The sequence below is a fragment of the Thioclava sp. F1Mire-8 genome, assembly GCF_002213165.1.
Classification (GTDB): Bacteria; Pseudomonadota; Alphaproteobacteria; order Rhodobacterales; family Rhodobacteraceae; genus Thioclava; species Thioclava nitratireducens.
In genome coordinates, this window is sequence record NZ_NBNY01000004.1 from 49724 (window position 1) to 67724 (window position 18001).

At 65.5% G+C, this 18001-nt stretch carries 11 protein-coding genes; 9 read left to right on the forward strand and 2 right to left on the reverse strand.

The window, feature by feature from the left end; translation table 11 throughout:
- Nucleotides 1-123: 123 nt before the first annotated feature.
- The gene (pyc, locus tag B6V75_RS13840) at nt 124-3558 is read right to left on the reverse strand and encodes a pyruvate carboxylase (RefSeq protein ID WP_088720087.1); all 3435 of its coding nucleotides are present in this window, start codon (nt 3556-3558) and stop codon (nt 124-126) included.
- 192 nt (nt 3559-3750) lie between these two features.
- Here pyc and B6V75_RS13845 point away from each other — a divergent pair, with 192 nt between their 5' ends.
- On the forward strand, nt 3751-5199 hold the full coding sequence (locus tag B6V75_RS13845; RefSeq protein WP_075776959.1) for a TrkH family potassium uptake protein: 1449 nt from the start codon (nt 3751-3753) through the stop codon (nt 5197-5199).
- On the opposite strand, the gene B6V75_RS13850 is transcribed toward B6V75_RS13845, so the two are convergent.
- Nucleotides 5200-7167 (reverse strand): trypsin-like peptidase domain-containing protein, encoded by a 1968-nt coding sequence (locus B6V75_RS13850; protein ID WP_088720088.1) that lies wholly within the window; start codon nt 7165-7167, stop codon nt 5200-5202.
- 224 nt (nt 7168-7391) lie between these two features.
- Here B6V75_RS13850 and B6V75_RS13855 point away from each other — a divergent pair, with 224 nt between their 5' ends.
- The 8 genes from B6V75_RS13855 (at nt 7392) to glmM (ending at nt 17961) form a co-directional block, all read left to right on the forward strand.
- The gene (locus tag B6V75_RS13855; RefSeq protein WP_088720089.1) at nt 7392-8339 is read left to right on the forward strand and encodes a glycine--tRNA ligase subunit alpha; all 948 of its coding nucleotides are present in this window, start codon (nt 7392-7394) and stop codon (nt 8337-8339) included.
- Nucleotides 8336-8812, forward strand: a complete 477-nt coding sequence (locus tag B6V75_RS13860; RefSeq protein WP_075776957.1) for a DUF6446 family protein — start codon at nt 8336-8338, stop codon at nt 8810-8812. The genes B6V75_RS13855 and B6V75_RS13860 overlap by 4 nt, the downstream gene beginning before the upstream one ends.
- A 1-nt stretch (nt 8813) precedes the next feature.
- Complete coding sequence (gene glyS / locus B6V75_RS13865) at nt 8814-10874, forward strand: glycine--tRNA ligase subunit beta (RefSeq protein ID WP_088720090.1); 2061 nt, start codon at nt 8814-8816, stop codon at nt 10872-10874.
- A 165-nt stretch (nt 10875-11039) separates the two neighbouring features.
- Nucleotides 11040-13580 (forward strand): putative PEP-binding protein, encoded by a 2541-nt coding sequence (locus tag B6V75_RS13870; protein WP_088720091.1) that lies wholly within the window; start codon nt 11040-11042, stop codon nt 13578-13580.
- 256 nt (nt 13581-13836) lie between these two features.
- Nucleotides 13837-14517 (forward strand): cell wall hydrolase, encoded by a 681-nt coding sequence (locus tag B6V75_RS13875; protein ID WP_075776954.1) that lies wholly within the window; start codon nt 13837-13839, stop codon nt 14515-14517.
- Between the two features lie 123 nt (nt 14518-14640).
- Nucleotides 14641-15561, forward strand: a complete 921-nt coding sequence (locus tag B6V75_RS13880) for a dihydroneopterin aldolase (RefSeq protein WP_088720092.1) — start codon at nt 14641-14643, stop codon at nt 15559-15561.
- Nucleotides 15562-15601: 40 nt separating this feature from the next.
- Nucleotides 15602-16621 (forward strand): dihydropteroate synthase, encoded by a 1020-nt coding sequence (folP, locus tag B6V75_RS13885; RefSeq protein ID WP_088720291.1) that lies wholly within the window; start codon nt 15602-15604, stop codon nt 16619-16621.
- A complete protein-coding gene (glmM, locus tag B6V75_RS13890; RefSeq protein WP_088720093.1) occupies nt 16618-17961 on the forward strand; it encodes a phosphoglucosamine mutase in 1344 nt (447 codons plus the stop codon). Before folP ends, glmM begins: the two co-directional genes overlap by 4 nt.
- Nucleotides 17962-18001: the final 40 nt, after the last annotated feature.

The window sequence follows — 18001 nt, forward strand, 5'->3', positions numbered from 1 at the left end:
TCAATGAACCAAATATCCCGTGCGGGCCCGGGGCAGCCCCCCGAACTTCACGGTCGGTCCGAAAATGAAACCGCGCGCCGGGGCGGGGCCGTGGCGCGCGGTTCGGTCTCGATCAGGACCGGTTTACTCCAGCTCGATCAGCAAATCCTTCGCGTCGATCTGGGCGCCCGGCGAAACGTGGATCGCTTTCACGGTGGCGTCGCGCTCGGAGTGGATGCCGGTTTCCATCTTCATCGCCTCGATGGTCAGGAGCATATCGCCCGGCTTCACCTTCTGGCCGACATTGACCGCGATCGAGGCGATCGAACCCGGCATAGGCGCACCGATATGATCCGGGTTGCCCGCCTCGGCCTTCGGTTTCGCCGCCGTCGTCGCCTTCACCGCGCGGTTCGGAACGCGCACGGCGCGGGGCTGGCCGTTGAGCTCGAAATAGACCTTCACCTCGCCCAGTTCGTCGGTGTCTCCGGTGGTGAGATAGCGAATCTCCAGCGTTTTGCCGGGGTCGATCTCGGCGGAAATCTCGTCCTGCGGCTCCATCCCGTAGAAGAAGACCGGGGTCGGCAGGGTGCGCACCGGGCCATAGGCTTCGTGGCGACTTGCGTAATCGGTGAAGACCTTGGGATACATCAGGTAACCCGCCAGATCCTCGTTATCGATCTCGCGCCCGTCGAGTTGTTCGGAGGCCTCCTTGCGGGCGGCTTCCAGATCCACCGGGGGCAGGTTTTTTCCGGGACGCTCGGTCGAAGGCGTTTCGCCCTTGAGCACCTTCGCCACGATCCCCTCGGGCCAGCCGCCGGGCGGTTGGCCGAGATTGCCACGCATCATGTCGATGACCGAATCCGGGAAGGAGACATCCTTGGCCGGATCGAGCACGTCTTCCTTGGACAGGCCCTGCGCGACCATCATCAGCGCCATGTCGCCCACGACTTTCGAGGACGGCGTGACCTTTACGATATCGCCGAAGATCTGGTTGGCATCGGCATAGGCCTGCGCCACCTCGTGCCAACGCTCTTCCAGCCCCAGCGAGCGCGCCTGCGCCTTGAGGTTGGTGAACTGGCCGCCGGGCATTTCGTGCAGGTAGACCTCGGAGGCGGGAGCCTCGAGACCGCTCTCGAAGGCCGCGTATTGGTGGCGCACGGCCTCCCAGTAGTTCGAGATCATCCGGATCGCGTGGATATCGAGGCCGGTATCGCGCTCGGTATGGGCCAGCGCCTCCACGATGGAGCCGAGGCAGGGCTGCGAAGTGCCGCCCGAGAACGCGTCCATCGCCGCGTCCACCGCATCGACGCCCGCATCGGCGGCAGCAAGGATCGTCGCGCCTGCGATGCCAGAGGTGTCATGGGTGTGGAAGTGGATCGGGATATCGACCTCTTCCTTGAGCGCCGAGATCAGCTGACGCGCGGCGGCCGGTTTCAGAAGACCCGCCATGTCCTTGAGGCCGAGGATATGGGCGCCCGCCGCTTCCAGCTCTTTCGCCATGCCGATATAGTATTTCAGGTCATATTTCGCGCGGTCGGGATCGAGGATGTCGCCCGTGTAGCAGATCGTGCCTTCGCAGATCTTGCCGCTCTCGATCACCGCATCCATCGCGACGCGCATGTTCTCGACCCAGTTCAGCGAGTCGAAGACGCGGAACACGTCGACGCCGCTTTCCGCCGCCTGCTTGACGAAGAACTGCACCACGTTGTCAGGGTAGTTCGTGTAGCCCACGCCGTTCGAGGCGCGCAGAAGCATCTGGGTCAGGATGTTGGGCATCTCTTCGCGGATGTCGCGCAGGCGCTGCCACGGGCATTCCTGCAAGAAGCGGTAGGCCACGTCGAATGTCGCGCCGCCCCAGCATTCGACCGAGAACAGATCGCTCAGGTTCGAGGCATAGGCGGGGGCTGCCTTGATCATGTCGATCGAACGCATCCGGGTTGCCAGCAGCGACTGGTGGCCGTCGCGCATCGTGGTGTCGGTCAGCAGCAGCTTCTTCTGCGCCTTCATCCAGTCGGCGACCGCCTTCGCGCCCTCTTTCTCGAGCAGGTTGCGGCTGCCGGGCTTCACCTCGTCTTTCAACGCGGGCAGGCGCGGCGGTCTCGCCTCGGCATGCGGCTTGTTGCGGCCCGCGGTCTCGGGGTGACCGTTCACCGTGATGTCCGCGATATAGGTCAGGATCTTGGTGCCCCGGTCGCGGCGTTGCTTGAAGTCGAACAGCTCCGGCGTCGTGTCGATGAACTTCGTCGTGTAGCTCATGTCGAGGAAGGTCGGGTGCTTGAGCAGGTTGATGACGAAGTCGATATTCGTGCTCACGCCGCGGATACGGAATTCGCGCAGGGCGCGGTCCATCCGGCGGATCGCCTGATCGGGATCCTGCGCCCAGGCGGTGACCTTCACCAGCAGCGAGTCATAATAGCGGGTGATGACGCCGCCCGCATAGGCTGTGCCGCCATCGAGACGGATGCCGTTGCCGGTGGCCGAACGATAGGCGGTCAGTCGGCCGTAATCGGGGATGAAGTTGTTCTGCGGGTCTTCGGTGGTCACGCGGCATTGCAGCGCGTGGCCCGACAGTTCGATCTCGTCTTGCGACTTGGCGCGGGTCGCCTCTGCGAGTGTCGCGCCTTCGGCAATCTTGATCTGGGCCTGCACGATGTCGATGCCGGTGACTTCCTCGGTCACGGTATGCTCGACCTGAACGCGCGGGTTCACCTCGATGAAGTAGAAATTGTCGGTGTCCATATCCATCAGGAATTCGACCGTGCCGGCACATTCATAGCCGACCGCCTGACCGATCTTCAGCGCGAGCTGGCAGACCTCTTCGCGCTGTTCGTCCGACAGGTAGGGGGCAGGGGCGCGCTCGACGACCTTCTGGTTGCGGCGCTGCACGGTGCAGTCGCGCTCGTAGAGGTGATAGAGATTGCCATGCGTGTCGCCCAGAAGCTGCACTTCGACGTGGCGCGCGCGGGTGATCATCTTCTCGAGATAGCCCTCGCCATTTCCGAAGGCGGCTTCGGCTTCGCGCCGGCCTTCGCGGACCTTCTCGACCAGTTCCTCCTCGCCGAGGATCGGGCGCATGCCGCGCCCGCCGCCGCCCCAGCTGGCTTTCAGCATCAGCGGGTAGCCGATCTCGGCGGCCTCTTTCTTGATCGCGTCGAAATCCTCGCCCAGCACTTCGGTCGCGGGAATGACCGGCACGCCGGCCTTGATCGCGACGCGCCGGGCCGAGGCCTTGTCGCCGAGCGCGCGCATCGTTTCGGCTCTCGGGCCGATGAAGGTGATGCCGGCGGCGTCGCAGGCTTCGACGAAATCGGGGTTCTCCGACAGCAGGCCATAGCCCGGGTGGATCGCGTCGGCGCCGCTTTCCTTGGCGACGCGGATGATCTCTTCGATCGAGAGATAGGCGCCGACGGGCGAGAGGCCTTCGCCAATGCGATAGGCTTCATCGGCCTTGAAGCGGTGCAAGCCCAACTTGTCCTCTTCGGCGTAGACGGCGACCGTCTTCTTGCCCAGCTCGTTGGCGGCGCGCATCACCCGGATGGCGATCTCGCCACGGTTGGCCACGAGGATCTTGTTGAACATAGCGTTCTCCCTGTTGTCGAAAGTGGCCGCTACGGTACAGTTGCCGCGCCGCAGCGCAAGGGCCTACCTGCAAACTTGGGCAAATTTACTGACCAATGTGCGAGAGTTTGCAAAGTCGATCCGCACCGATGCGCGCCTGTCCCGGTCCGGTCCGGGATTGACTAGACTGACGCTCTGGGCAAGGTGGGGCGCATGATCGATCTGCGCCCGGTTGGATATATCATCGGAATGCTGACATCCGTGCTGGGGCTGACGATGCTTATCCCGGCGGCGGTGGATTTGGGCCATGGTGCAGCGCATTGGCTGGTTTTCGTCGAAAGCGCGGTGCTGACGACGACGGCAGGCGCGCTGCTGGCGCTGGCCTCCCGCGACGGGCTGGCGCGGACGCTCTCGATCCATCAAAGCTTTCTGCTGACCTCGCTCGTCTGGCTGACGCTGCCGTTCTTCGGGGCGCTACCTTTCATGCTGGGTGTGCCGCATCTGTCTCTGGTCGATGCCTATTTCGAGGCGATGTCAGGGCTGACCACGACCGGCACCACCGCGATTCCGCAACTCGATACGCTGCCGCCGGGGGTGAACCTGTGGCGCGGACTGCTGCAATGGCTGGGCGGTCTGGGGATCATCATCGTCGCGATGATCTTCCTTCCGGTGATGAAGGTCGGCGGGATGCAGTTCTTCCGCTCGGAAGGGTTTGACACGCTTGGGAAAATCCTGCCGCGCGCAATGGATATCTCGACCGCGCTGATCCGCATCTATGTCGGGCTGACGATTGCCTGCGCGCTGACCTATATCGGTCTCGGCATGAAGGGGTTCGATGCGATCATGCACGCCCTTACGACGATGAGCACGGGCGGCTTCTCGAATTACGACGCCAGCTTCGCCGTTTATAAGGGCGCGCCCGAATACGCGGCCTCGGTCTTCATGGCGCTGGCCGCTATGCCGTTCATCCGCTTCGTTCAGGTGATGCGCGGCGATACGATGCCACTGTGGCGCGACCCGCAGGTGCGCGCCTTCCTGCGCTGGATGGGCTACGCGATCGCGATCATCGTGCTCTACCGCATGATCCGCCACGAGGCCTCTTTCTGGCCGACGCTGCGGGAGGTGACGTTCAACGTGGTCTCGACCTTCACCGGCACCGGCTATGCCTCTGAGGACGTGACCCAATGGGGCCATCTGGCCTTCACGATCCTGCTGATTTCCGGACTGATCGGGGGCTGCACGGCCTCCACCGCCTGTTCCGTCAAGGTGTTCCGCTACCTGATCCTGCTGGAGGCGATCAAGGCGCAGATCCAGCGGCTCTACTCGCCCCACCGCCTGCTGAAGGTGCAATATGGCGGGCGCCCTGTCGAGGATAGCGTGGTCAACTCGGTGATGGCGTTCTTTTCGCTCTTCATCCTGATCTTCGGGATGCTGATCATCGCGCTGACCTTCACCGGGCTCGGAACCGAAACGGCGATGACCGCCGCCTGGACCTCTATCGCCAATATCGGCCCCGCATGGGGGCCCGAGATCACCGCGAACGGCTCGGTCGCGGATTTCCCCGACAGCGCGAAGTGGCTGATGAGCGCGGCGATGTGTCTCGGGCGGCTCGAATTGATGAGCGTGCTCGTGCTGCTGCTGCCGCGCTTTTGGCGGGGCTGATCACTTCCAGCAGGAAATCTGCACCACCATCCCGTCGGCCATCTGCTGCAGGTCTTCCGGCGCGCGGTTGGCCGAGATGCCCGCCTCTTTCGGCGTGAATCCCTTGTCCGACAGCCCCGGCGTCATTGCCTTGCTTTGCAGCGCGACGCTCAGATTGTCGGGCAGCACCCGGTTCGCGTCGTCACTCGCGGGCAGCAACATCCCCACGACCGCGCCCGTCCCGTCGAGCACCGGCCCGCCCACGTCGCCCGCGCGGGTCTGCGCCTCGATCCGGGCCTGATTGTCTTGTCCTTCCAGCCCCTTGAGCGCCGAGAGCGTACCGAAATTCAGCACCGGCGCGGAGAGCGCTTCGGGGTAGGAGAAGCCCGCTACCGCGACCTTCGCCCCGGCCAGCGGCGCGTCGGGATTGAATTTCGCGACTTCCCTCGGGGCGAGCGTGTCTTGCGGCGTCAGAACCGCGTAACCCTTGGCGCCGCCGTCGAAGCTGAGCGAGGCGGCATGGTCTTCGATCGTGATCCGGCCGCACTGGTCGAGCCCGTCGGCGGCGGTCAGCACATGGCCGTCCGCATCAATGAAGAAGCCCGAGCGCGAGAAGACCGGTGCGCGTTTCTCGATCCCAGCCATCAGGGCAGCCCGCGTTACCGACATCGGCTGACCGAGCGTCGCGTCGAGCGTCTTGGAGCCGATTGGCGTGAAGCTTCTCTTCATCGCGTCGAGCACGCGATTCATTCGCTTGTCGTCCCCGGCGGGCCAAACCAGCGTGAAGCCCTTGATCTGCCCGTTCGAGAGCTCCGCATGGGTGTAGGAATGGACCGCCGTATTCTCGCCCTCGATGGTGAAGCTGTTGCCGCGGATGTTGCGCTCGCCGCCCGTCGGCACGATTTCAAGCGTCTGCATCGCGTCATAGAGCCCGCGCAGCCGCGCCGTGTCGCCGGGCTGAGAGATCAGCAGAACCTGCACGCCGCTGTCGTCCTTGGGGGCGTAATTGACGAACGGCGCGTTGTGGCGGGCGAATTTCACCAGCCCCATCGGCAGCTCGATCCGGATCCCGGCTTCCTGCTCGGTGACGGTCTGCAGCCCCAGCGCCGCGCGCTCGGAGGCGACCTTGTCGAGAAGTGCGGCCTGCTGGGTCGAGGACAGGACGCCTGTTGGCTGGTAGCCATTCTTCGACTGCCAGTCGGCGATGGAGCCGCGCGTGCCACGGCCGAAAATCCCGTCGATCGCGCCCTGATAGCTGCCTTCCCATTCCAGCGCGGTCTGGATGTCGCGCTTGGTTTGCGGATCGAGGGCGGCTTCGAGACGGCGCGACTCCGCCAGCGTCTCCACCGGCTCGGGCGCGGGCGTAGCCTCTTGCGGGGCTGGGGTGACGTCCCGCAGGGCCGGTGCGCCAGTCGCCGCGGTGGTGTCGGAGTTCAGCGCTTCGGGCGCGGTGGTGGTATCTTGGGCAGACGTATCGGGTGTGCTCGCCATCGCATCGGGTGGCGTGGTCTGATCGCTCGATTGCGCCGTCTCATCCGGACCGTCCAGCGGCTCCACGTCGATCGGCGCAGGCATCGGCGCGCCGCGCACGTCGCTTTGCGTGTCGGCTTGCGGGGCGGGCTGGGTCGCCTGCGGGGCTGTGTTCAATGTCGCGCCCACCGGCCAGAATTGCTGGCGGAAGTTGTTGCCATCGGCCACGAAACTGTCGCGCGGGATCAGACCCTCGCGGCGCAGAACCCGGCGCCGCGCATTCGCCTCCGCATCGTCGGCAAAGGGGCCAAGCGCGATCGCATACCAGCCGGAGTCGAGCCGGAACCCGGTCGTGTCGGGGAACATGCCCGCCCAGTCGCGGGCGCGCGCTTCGGCTTGGGCAAGCGAGCTTTTCGCCTCGATCTGTACCCAGGCTTCGGCCCAGGCCGCGCCGGTCCAGACCATGCCGGTCAGGCTGGCCCCGACGACGATCGAAACTGTCCGTGAAATTGCCCGCATTGCCACTCCCCGATGATATAAGCTTTTCCCTCGAACTTAGCGCAACGCGAGCCGAGGTCACCCCCCAAACGCCCCCGTTCGGGTCACGAAATCCGCCGGTGTGGGGCAGGGGCCGCAGCTTTGCGCGCCGCATGTCGCGGATCGCCTGCCCGAACTCTTGCAGGGCGTTGACGCCCCCGCGCCCCTTGCCTAGAGAGAAGGCGCTTCAACGGAAGGTGCGAAATATGGCAAACCCGGACGCCCCGAAATCCTTTCAGGAAATCATCCTGCGCCTGATGAGCTATTGGGCCTCGAAAGGCTGCGCGGTGATGCAGCCCTATGACATGGAAGTGGGGGCAGGCACCTTCCACCCGGCGACGACGCTGCGCGCGCTCGGCTCCAAGCCGTGGGCGGCCGCCTATGTCCAGCCCTCGCGCCGTCCGACCGATGGCCGCTATGGCGAGAACCCGAACCGCCTGCAGCACTACTATCAGTATCAGGTGCTCATCAAACCGAGCCCGCCGGACCTGCAGGAGCTCTATCTCGGCTCGCTCCGCGCGATCGGGATCGACACCGAACTGCACGATATCCGCTTCGTGGAAGACGACTGGGAAAGCCCGACGCTCGGTGCGTGGGGGCTTGGCTGGGAGGTCTGGTGCGACGGTATGGAAGTTAGCCAGTTCACCTATTTCCAGCAGGTCGGCGGCCATGACTGCAAGCCGGTCTCGGGCGAGCTGACCTACGGGCTCGAGCGTCTGGCGATGTATGTGCTGGGCATCGATCACGTCATGGACATGCCCTATAACGACCCGTCCGCGCCGATCGCGCTGAAATACGGCGACGTGTTCCGCCAGACCGAGCAGGAATATTCGCGCTGGAATTTCGACGTGGCCGACACCGACACGCTGCTGCGCCATTTCGAGGATGCCGAGGCCGAATGCGAACGCATCCTCGCCTCGCCTGAGACCGACGACGCAGGCCGAAAGATCATCATGGCGCACCCGGCCTATGACCAGTGCATCAAGGCGTCCCACCTCTTTAACCTGCTTGACGCGCGCGGCGTGATCTCGGTTACCGAACGTCAGGCCTATATTGGCCGCGTCCGTGCGCTGGCGAAGGCGTGCGCCGACGCTTTCGTGCTCACCGAAGCAGGCGGGGCCTCCCAAACCGAAACCGGCGAGGCCGTCGCGTGAATGGTAAACTCATCGGAGGCGGCATCGTGGTGATCGCGCTCGTCTTCGGCGCGGTGGTCTATTATTCGCAGGAATACGGTTATTACGATGAGATCGCGCCGGGCTCCGACGCGGCGAAAGTCTCGCTGATGGAGCTGGACGGCACGACGCAGGATCCGCTGGACGCCGAAGGCTACAAAGGGATCGACGCGGACAGCTCGCCCCTGCGCTACCGCGCCTGCTTCGACACCGATCTGTCGATCGCAACGGCGACCGAGACCTATGAGGTCTATGACCGACCGACCCCGCTGATCGGCCCGAAATGGTTCGACTGCTACGATGCGAAAACCATCGGCACCGACCTCGAGGCAGGCCGCGCGGTGGCCTTCCTGTCGCAACACAACATCCACCCCGGCGTCGACCGGGTCGTGGCTCTTTATCCCGATGGCCGGGCCTATGTCTGGCACCAACTGAACGACGAAGCGGAGAAATGACATGCCCGATCTTCTGATTGAACTGTTCTCCGAAGAAATCCCTGCGCGGATGCAGCCCAAGGCCCGCGAGGATCTGAAGAAACTGATCACCGATGGCGTCGTCGAGGCGGGTCTGACCTATGCCTCCGCCGGCGCTTTCTCGACCCCGCGCCGCCTGACGCTGACCGTCGAGGGGCTGACCGCCAACTCGCCGACCCTGCGCGAAGAGCGCAAGGGCCCGCGCACCGACGCGCCGGAGAAGGCGATCGAGGGCTTCCTGCGCTCGACCGGGCTGACGATGGATCAGCTCGAGGCGCGCGACGACAAGAAGGGGCAGGTCTATTTCGCGGTGATCGAAAAGCCCGGCCGTCCCGCGACCGAGATCGTGGCCGAGGTGCTGGAGAAGACGATCCGCAACTTCCCCTGGCCGAAATCAATGCGCTGGGGCGAGGGCAACCTGCGCTGGGTCCGCCCGTTGCATTCAATCCTCGCGATCCTGACCGACGAGGCCGGCGCGACCGTCGTGCCGCTCGACGTGGACGGCATCAAGGCCGGCGACACCACGCGCGGTCACCGCTTCATGGCGCCCGATGTGCTTCAGGTCTCGGGCTACGAGAGCTACGCCAAGCAGTTGAAAGCCGCCAAGGTCATGCTCGACCCCAATGAGCGTGCTGAGGCGATCGACCACGACGCCGCGCAAATGGCCTTCGCCAAGGGCTGGGAAGTGGTGCCGGACAAGGGCCTTCTGGCCGAGGTCTCGGGCCTCGTCGAATGGCCTGTCACCCTGATGGGCGAGATCGACGGCGAATTCCTCGACCTGCCGCCCGAGGTGCTGCAGACCTCGATGAAAGAGCATCAGAAATTCTTCTCGGTGAAGAACCCCAAGACCGGTCGGATCGAGGGCTTCGTGACCGTCGCCAACCGCGAGACCGCCGATCACGGCGCGACGATCCTCGCGGGCAACCAGAAGGTGCTCTCGGCGCGTCTGTCGGACGCCAAGTTCTTCTGGGAAAACGACCTGCGCACCGTTCAGGCGCACGGGCTCGAAGGGATGGGCGCGGGGCTCGACGCCGTGACCTTCCACAACAAGCTGGGGAGCCAAGGCGACCGTATCCGCCGGATCGAAAACCTCGCGCGCGAAATCGCGCCCTTGGTCGGCGCGAAGCCGGACCTTGCCGCCGAGGCCGCCCGGGTCGCCAAATCCGATCTGCGCTCGGAAATGGTCTATGAATTCCCGGAGCTGCAGGGCGTGATGGGGCGCTACTACGCGCAAAAGGCGGGGCTGTCGGACGCCGTTGCCGATGCCTGTCGCGACCATTACGCGCCGCTTGGCCCGTCCGACGACGTGCCCTCCGAGCCCGTCTCCGTCGCCGTCGCGCTCGCCGACAAGATCGACACGCTGACCGGCTTCTGGGCGATCGACGAGAAGCCGACCGGCTCGAAGGATCCCTTCGCGTTGCGTCGCGCCGCGCTGGGGGTGATCCGGTTGGTGCTGGCGAATGATCTGCGTCTGAGCCTTCAGTCGGTCTTTGCCAAGGGTAATCCGGAGGCCGATACCGCAGACCTCATGTCCTTCTTCCACGACCGCCTGAAGGTCCACCTGCGCGATGCGGGCATCCGCCACGACGTGATCGACGCCGTGCTCGCCATGCCGGGCTCTGACGATCTCACCCTCGTCGTGAAGCGCGCCGAGGCGCTGTCGGACTTCTTCAAGACCGACGACGGCGAGAACCTGATCCAGGGCTTCAAGCGCGCGAACAACATCCTCACGCAGGCCGAGGAAAAGGACGGGGTGGAATACAGCTTCGGCGCCGATCCGAAATTCGCGGAAACCGACGAGGAAAAAGCCCTCTTCGCCGCGCTCGACGCCGCCGAAGCCAAGATCGCCCCCGCAATGCAGGCAGAGGATTTCGCCGCTGCGATGTCCGCCATGGCCGATTTGCGGGCGCCGATCGACGCCTTCTTCGAGGCGGTGCAGATCAACGCCGACAATCCGATCCTGCGGCGCAACCGTCTCAACCTTCTTTCGCGCATCCGGCAGATCTGTCTCGATGTGGCCGACCTCACCAAGATCGAAGGCTGATCCTTCCTCTTGATGTAAATATCCCCGCCGGAGGCGCCCGCACGGCGCCTCCTGTCGCAAGGCCGAAACAGGGTGGTCCTGTGACGCCGCGTCCTCTGTCCGAATGTCACACTTGCGAGAGGCGGGAATCAGCCTATCCTGCGTCGAGAGAGAAGGCGCGCTGCGATGCAGAAACCCGTTGAAAACGCTGATTTTGTGACCCTTGCGCCGTCGGCGTCGGTCGATAAGGCACGCCACGGCTGGCGCGCGAAATGCCTTCAGCGGCTGATCCGGCTCGATCTTCCCGTCCCGAAAACCGTCGCGCTACCCGCCGAGACGGTGCGCGCGATCGCGTCGGGGCAGGTTTTCGACATGACCGCGATCGCGGAGTGCTTCGGGCCGGAGATGCTGGTCTCGGTCCGACCGAGCCCCGAAAATCCCGAATGGGGCGGGCCGGGCACGGTGCTCAATGTCGGCATGAATGACGACATGCATGCGGTGCTGTCGAATACGCACGGCTCCGAGGCCGCCGACGCGCTCTATCTTCGCTTCGTGCAGCTCTACTCGATCCATGTCGCGCGGCTCGACCCGGACATGTTCCAGCAGGAGCCGGGGCCGGGCGCACTGGAAGCGGCGCTGGACGCCTATGAGGAAGAAACCGACGAGCGGTTTCCGCAATCGGGCGCGCGGCAACTGGCCGAGGTGCTGCGCTCCATGGCGCGGGCCTGGGAAGGCACGACGGCGCGGCTCCTGCGGCAGGCCAAGGGCGCGCCGCCCGACGCCGTGCTGGGCCTTCTGGTGCAAGAGATGGCGCTGGGGATCGGGCCGGGCCTGTCGGGCTCGGGCACGATGCAATTCGTCGACAGCGTGACCGGCGCGCCGCAGATCACCGGGCGGTTCCGCGGCCAGAGCCAGGGCCGTACCAGCGCGGTGGAGACGCTCTATCTCACGCGCGACCCGCGCGGCGCCTCGCTGGAAGAGGCAGATAGCGGCGTGTTCGACACGCTGAAGGATTACGGCGCGCGCTGCCGGGTGAAGCTGCGCGAGGAGATGCAGATCGAGTTCACCATCGAGAGCGGCAAGGTCCATGTGATCGACGCGGTGCGGGTGCCGCGCTCGTCGCGCGCCGCCGTGCGCATCGCGGTGGCCTTGGCCAATGACGACGTGATCTCGCGCGAGGATGCGCTGCTGCGCGTCGAGCCGCGCGCCATCACCGAGCTTCTGCACTATCAGGTCGATCCGCGCGCGCCGCGTGACGTGCTCGCGCGCGGGATCGCGGCCTCTCCGGGGGCGGCGACCGGCAAGATCGTGTTCTCTGCGGCGGCTGCGCAGGCCTCTGCTGCGCGCGACGAGCCCTGTATCCTCGTGCGCCGCGAAACCTCACCCGAGGATATTCGCGGGATGCATGCGGCCGTCGCCGTGCTGACCGAGCGCGGCGGGATGACCTCGCACGCGGCGGTGATCGCGCGCGGCCTGGGGCTGCCCTGCATTGTCGGCGCCGAGATCGAGATCAACAGCCGCGAGCGCCAGTTCCGCGGCCCCAAGGGACGGTTGTTCCGCGAGGGCGACACGATCACGCTCGACGGAACCAATGGCGAGGTGCTGGTGGGTGCGGCGGAGATGCTGGCGCCGGCGCTCGACGACGGGTTCCGCACGCTTCTCAGTTGGGCCGATCTGGTGCGCGACATCGGTATCCGCGCCAATGCCGACACGCCCGAGGATGCGCGCACCGCGCTGATGTTCGAGGCCGACGGGATCGGGCTGTGCCGGACCGAGCATATGTTCTTCGACGAAGACCGCCTGACGGTGATGCGCGAGATGATCTTCGCCGACGGGCCGGAGGATCGCCGCGCCGCTCTCGAACGGCTGCTACCGATGCAGCGGGCCGATTTCGGGGCGCTGTTCGAGCTGATGAAGGGCGAGCCGGTCTGTATCCGCCTCTTCGACCCGCCTCTGCACGAATTCCTGCCGCATGACCGCGAGGGGATGCGCGAACTGGCCGAGGCGTTGGATCGCCCGCTGTCGGAGGTCACGCGCCGGGTGGAGGCATTGTCCGAGTTCAACCCGATGCTGGGGATGCGCGGCGTGCGTCTGGGCGTGACCGTGCCCGAGATTTACGACATGCAGGCTCGCGCCATCTTCGAGGCGACCGTGGAGGCGCTCCGCCGGGGCGCCGAGGTGGTGCCGGAGATCATGATTCCGCTCGTTTCCGCCTCGCGCGAGGTGGAGATCGTGAAGACTCGCATCGACGCCGTGGCGGCCGCCGTGCGCACCGAGACCAAGGCAGACTTCACCTACCGCCTCGGCGTGATGGTGGAGACGCCCCGGGCGGCGCTCCGCGCTGGCGAAATCGCCGAGCACGCGGCTTTCCTGTCCTTCGGGACCAATGACCTCACACAGATGACCTACGGCCTCTCACGCGACGACGCGGGGCGCTTCATGTCGACCTACGTCAACCAGCAGGTCTACGCGGAAGACCCGTTCCACATTCTCGACGTCGAAGGGGTGGGGGAGTTGCTGCTGATCGGGGCCGCGCGCGGACGCTCGGCCCGGCCCGATGTCACGATCTCGGTCTGCGGAGAGCATGGCGGAAACCCCGAATCAATCGCCTTCTGCCGGGCCGCGGGATTCGATTATGTCTCCTGTTCGCCCTTCCGGGTGCCGGTCGCCCGTCTCGCCGCTGCCCATTTCGCACTCTTGGCGCCGCGCGGACGATCCTTTCCGTAAAGGTAATGTCACAGAGGCGGAATTTCGGCGGTTTTTCTCAAATACCATTGGCAAATCGGCGCTCATCGCGGTATGCGACTGACGAGGGACATAGCACGCAAATCACCGTGCATTTTGGCAAGAATCCGCCGTGGCTCCGCAGGGGGCTGCGCATATTTGCGTGAAAACCTAGACATGGGTAGCTCGCTCGGGTAAGCGATGCGCCGTCGCGGCTCAATGGGGGGTGCGCGGCGATTGTTCTTATCGGAAGAAAACCATGTCACTGCTGAAAAGCTGGACGGGGGGTGCTGTCATCCTCCTCGCCCTCGCCGGAGGCTTGCGTGCCGAAGTCACGGTAAGCCAGTCGAACGACCCCACTGAGGTCGCCGAACAAGGACTGATGTCGGTCCTTTGGACGGAGCGCTCCGCGATGAGCGCGATCGACAAACGACGGGTCACCGCGCTCACGATGGCGCCGGCCCGGTCCAAGAAGCATGCTACTCTGCCGGATGTCCTTTCTGCCAAATGGCTGTCCGAGCAACCCGCTGCGAAGGGCGACAAACAATTCGAATGTCTCTCGCAGGCGCTTTACTTCGAGGCGCGTGGAGAAAGCGTGAAGGGCCAGCAGGCCGTCGCCGAGGTCATCCTGAACCGTGTCGACGATCCGCGCTTCCCCGGCTCGATTTGCGGCGTCGTCCATCAGGGCAACTCGCGCGCGTGCCAGTTCAGCTGGTACTGCGACGGTCGCGCCGATACGGTCCACAACAAGGGGGCCTTCGCCGAGGTCGCGAAAGTCGCCCGGGCGATGATCGACGGCGCGCCGCGCTCGCTGACCGAAGGGGCGACGTACTTCCATACCCGCGCGGTACGCCCGAGCTGGTCGCGCCGCTTTGCGAAGACCGCGTCGATCGGCCATCACATCTTCTACGCCAACCCGGTGCGCACCGCCTCGAACTGAGGCCGCGTCTTCGGAGGCCCGAGTCGCGGGCAGGCGATGAAACGACGGTTGAGGGTGGGCTTCGGTCCGCCCTTTTCCTATGCTCGACTTGCTCGACATGACTGAAAAATTCCCGAGGCGCGCATGAGTTCCGACATTTCCCTCGCCTTCTCGCATCCCGAAGCGCGGGCGGCCGCATCTGCGCCCACCGATCCCCGGGATCGCATCTCGCTGCGCGACCATGTTGTGGAGGCCGATATCGGCGCCTTCCAGCAGGAGCGCGGCCATACGCAACGTCTGCAATTCAATGTCGTGGTGGAGGTGCGGCCGACGCCGGAGCCGCTCGAGGACGATGTGGACCGCATCCTGTCCTACGACCGTATCACCGAGGCGATCGCGGCGGAGCTGGCCGAAGAGCGGGTGAACCTTCTGGAGACGCTCGCCGCCGGCGTGGCAGAGCGCATCCTCGCGAGCCCGCAGGCGATGCGCGTCTTCGTGCGGATCGAGAAGCTCGACCGCGGCCCCGGCGCGCTCGGCGTCGAGATCGTGCGCTCCCGCGCCTCCGTCCCGGTGAAAAGCATCGACGCGAGCGGGGTGGAGGAAAGCCTGCACCCGATCGTCGCCTATCTCTCGAACGCGGTCATCGACTCGCCGGACCTGTCGGCGCGGCTCGACGTGCTGCAGGAGGCGGGCCACCCGGTCATCCTCGCGGTGGGGCTCCCTGACGGAGAGGTTCCCGAAAGCGGGCAGGGACCAACGCAGCGCCGCATCGACCTTCTCGCGATCGAGCAGAACGCCTGGCGTCTTGCTGCGCGCGATCCGCGCTGCGTCGTGGTGGCGACGCGCACCGAGATCGACTGGGCGATGCGCCACGGCCAGATGGTCGTCTGGGCGCCCTCCAAGATCGTGCTGGACGCAACCGACGGTCCGAAAAGCCCCGCCCGCGACGCGATGGCGCTGGCGCTCTGGCTGGCCGAGCAGATGGCCGCGACCCGGCTGGAACTTCACGGGACTGTTTCAGCCCCGGCAGGAAGCCGCGTGCCGGTGGAGACGCGCCCGCTCTGAACGTCTTGAACTCTCGCGCGCAATCGGGTGAATGGAGCGCATGGAGAAGCTCTACTATCGCCCGATCGCCCGAACCGACTCCGCCCGTCCCGACACGGCACTGACCCTCGCGGGGGGGTGGTGCTGGTTCGACGAGGTGGAGCTTCTGCGCCGCGACGGCGAGCCCGAGATTATTCCCGCGGCCCATCTGCCCGAAGAGGTGAGGGAGCGGCTGTGCAATCCGCGCACCTCGGTCGCCGGGATCACGCTCGATGCGCCGCGGATCATGGGCATCCTGAACGTCACGCCTGACAGCTTCTCCGATGGCGGGCACTTCGACGTCGAGGACGCCGCGATCGAACGCGCCTTCGACTTGCGCAAGTCGGGCGCGGACATTCTCGATATCGGCGGCGAGTCGACACGTCCCGGCGCGACCGAGGTGGAGGAGGACGAAGAGATCGCCCGCACCGCACCCGTGATCGCCGCGCTGCGCGATGCAGATTTCGACGCGCCGATATCCATCGACACCCGCAAATCGTTGGTTGCCGATCAGGCGCTGGAGGCCGGGGCCGCGATGCTCAACGACGTCTCCGCGATGGAATTCGATCCGGCGATGGTCGAGGTCGCGCAGGGCTCCGGCGCGCCGATCTGCCTGATGCACGCGCAGGGCCTGCCCGAGACGATGCAGGACGATCCGCGCTACACGGATGTGCTGCTCGACGTCTACGACTATCTCGAGGACCGCATCGCGCTGGCCGAGGATTACGGCATCGCACGCGAGGCGATCATCGCCGATCCCGGCATCGGCTTCGGCAAGACCGCGCAGCACAACCTTGCCCTGATCCGTGGCCTCAGCCTGTTTCACGGGCTGGGCTGCCCTGTCCTGCTCGGCGTGTCGCGCAAACGCTTCATCGGGGCCGTGGGCGGCGCGGAAGAGGCCGACCAGCGCGCCCCCGGTACGCTGGCCGTGACACTCGCCGGGCTCGATCAAGGCATCCAGATTCACCGCGTCCACGATGTGGCCGAGATCGCCCAAGGCATCCGTCTCTGGGACGCGATCAAGAGAGGATTCGAGGAATGAGCAGGAAGCTTTTCGGTACCGATGGTGTGCGCGGCGAGGCCAATTCCGGGCACATGACCGCGGAGATGGCGCTGAAACTGGGCGCTGCGGCGGGCCGCTATTTCCGGCAGGACGACTCACGCGGCCACCGCGTCGTGATCGGCAAGGACACGCGGCTCTCGGGCTACATGTTCGAGAACGCACTGACCGCGGGCCTGACCTCGACGGGGATGAACGTGCTGCTGCTCGGCCCGGTGCCGACGCCCGCCGTGGGCTACCTGACCCGCTCGATGCGCGCGGATATGGGGATCATGATCTCCGCCAGCCACAACCCGGCCAAGGATAACGGGATCAAGTTCTTCGGCCCCGACGGGTTCAAGCTCAGCGACGAGGCCGAGACCGAGATCGAGGCGATGCTCGACACCGAGATCCGGCTCGCGCGCCCCGAGAATATCGGTCGCGCCAAGCGGATCGACGATGGTCTTGGGCGCTATGTCGAATATGCCAAGACCACCTTCCCGAAACTGCGCAAACCCGACCTCAAAGTGGTCGTCGATTGCGCCAACGGGGCGGCCTATCGTGCGGCGCCGGACGTGCTTTGGGAATTGGGTTGCGAGGTGATCCCCGTGGGCGTCTCGCCCGACGGGCGCAACATCAATGACGGATGCGGCTCGACCCATGTCAGCACCTGCGCCGAGGCCGTGGTGGCGCATGGCGCCGATCTCGGGATCTCGCTCGACGGCGATGCCGACCGGGTAATGATCATCGACGAAACCGGCCATGTCGCGGATGGCGATCAGATCATGGCGCTCTTCGCGAAACGCTGGGCGCAGTCGGGGCAGCTTTCGGGCGGCGCGCTGGTGGCGACCGTCATGTCCAATCTCGGGCTGGAGCGCTTCCTAGAGGCCGAGGGGCTGCGGCTCGAGCGCACCAAGGTCGGCGACCGCTACGTGGTCGAGCGGATGCGTGAGGGTGGCTTCAACCTGGGCGGCGAGCAGTCGGGCCATATCGTGATGACCGACTACGCCACGACAGGCGACGGGCTGATGGCAGGGCTGCAATTCCTCGCCGCGATGGTCGAGACAGGTCAGCGCGCCTCCGACCTTGTGCGGCAATTCGAGACCGTGCCGCAAATGTTGAAAAACGTAAGGTATCAGGCGGGGCAGGAGCCTTTGAGCGCCGATAATGTTGCAAAAGCGATATTGGATGCGGAGACCCGCCTGAACGGTCAGGGCCGGTTGCTGATCCGGAAGTCGGGGACCGAACCGCTGATCCGCGTGATGGCGGAATGCGAGGACGAAACGCTTCTGGAAGCGACGGTCGACAGCATCGTCGCCGCCGTCGAGGCCGAAACCGCCTAAGGGGGGGCTGCCCCCGGCCTGCGACCGCCCCCCGGGGATA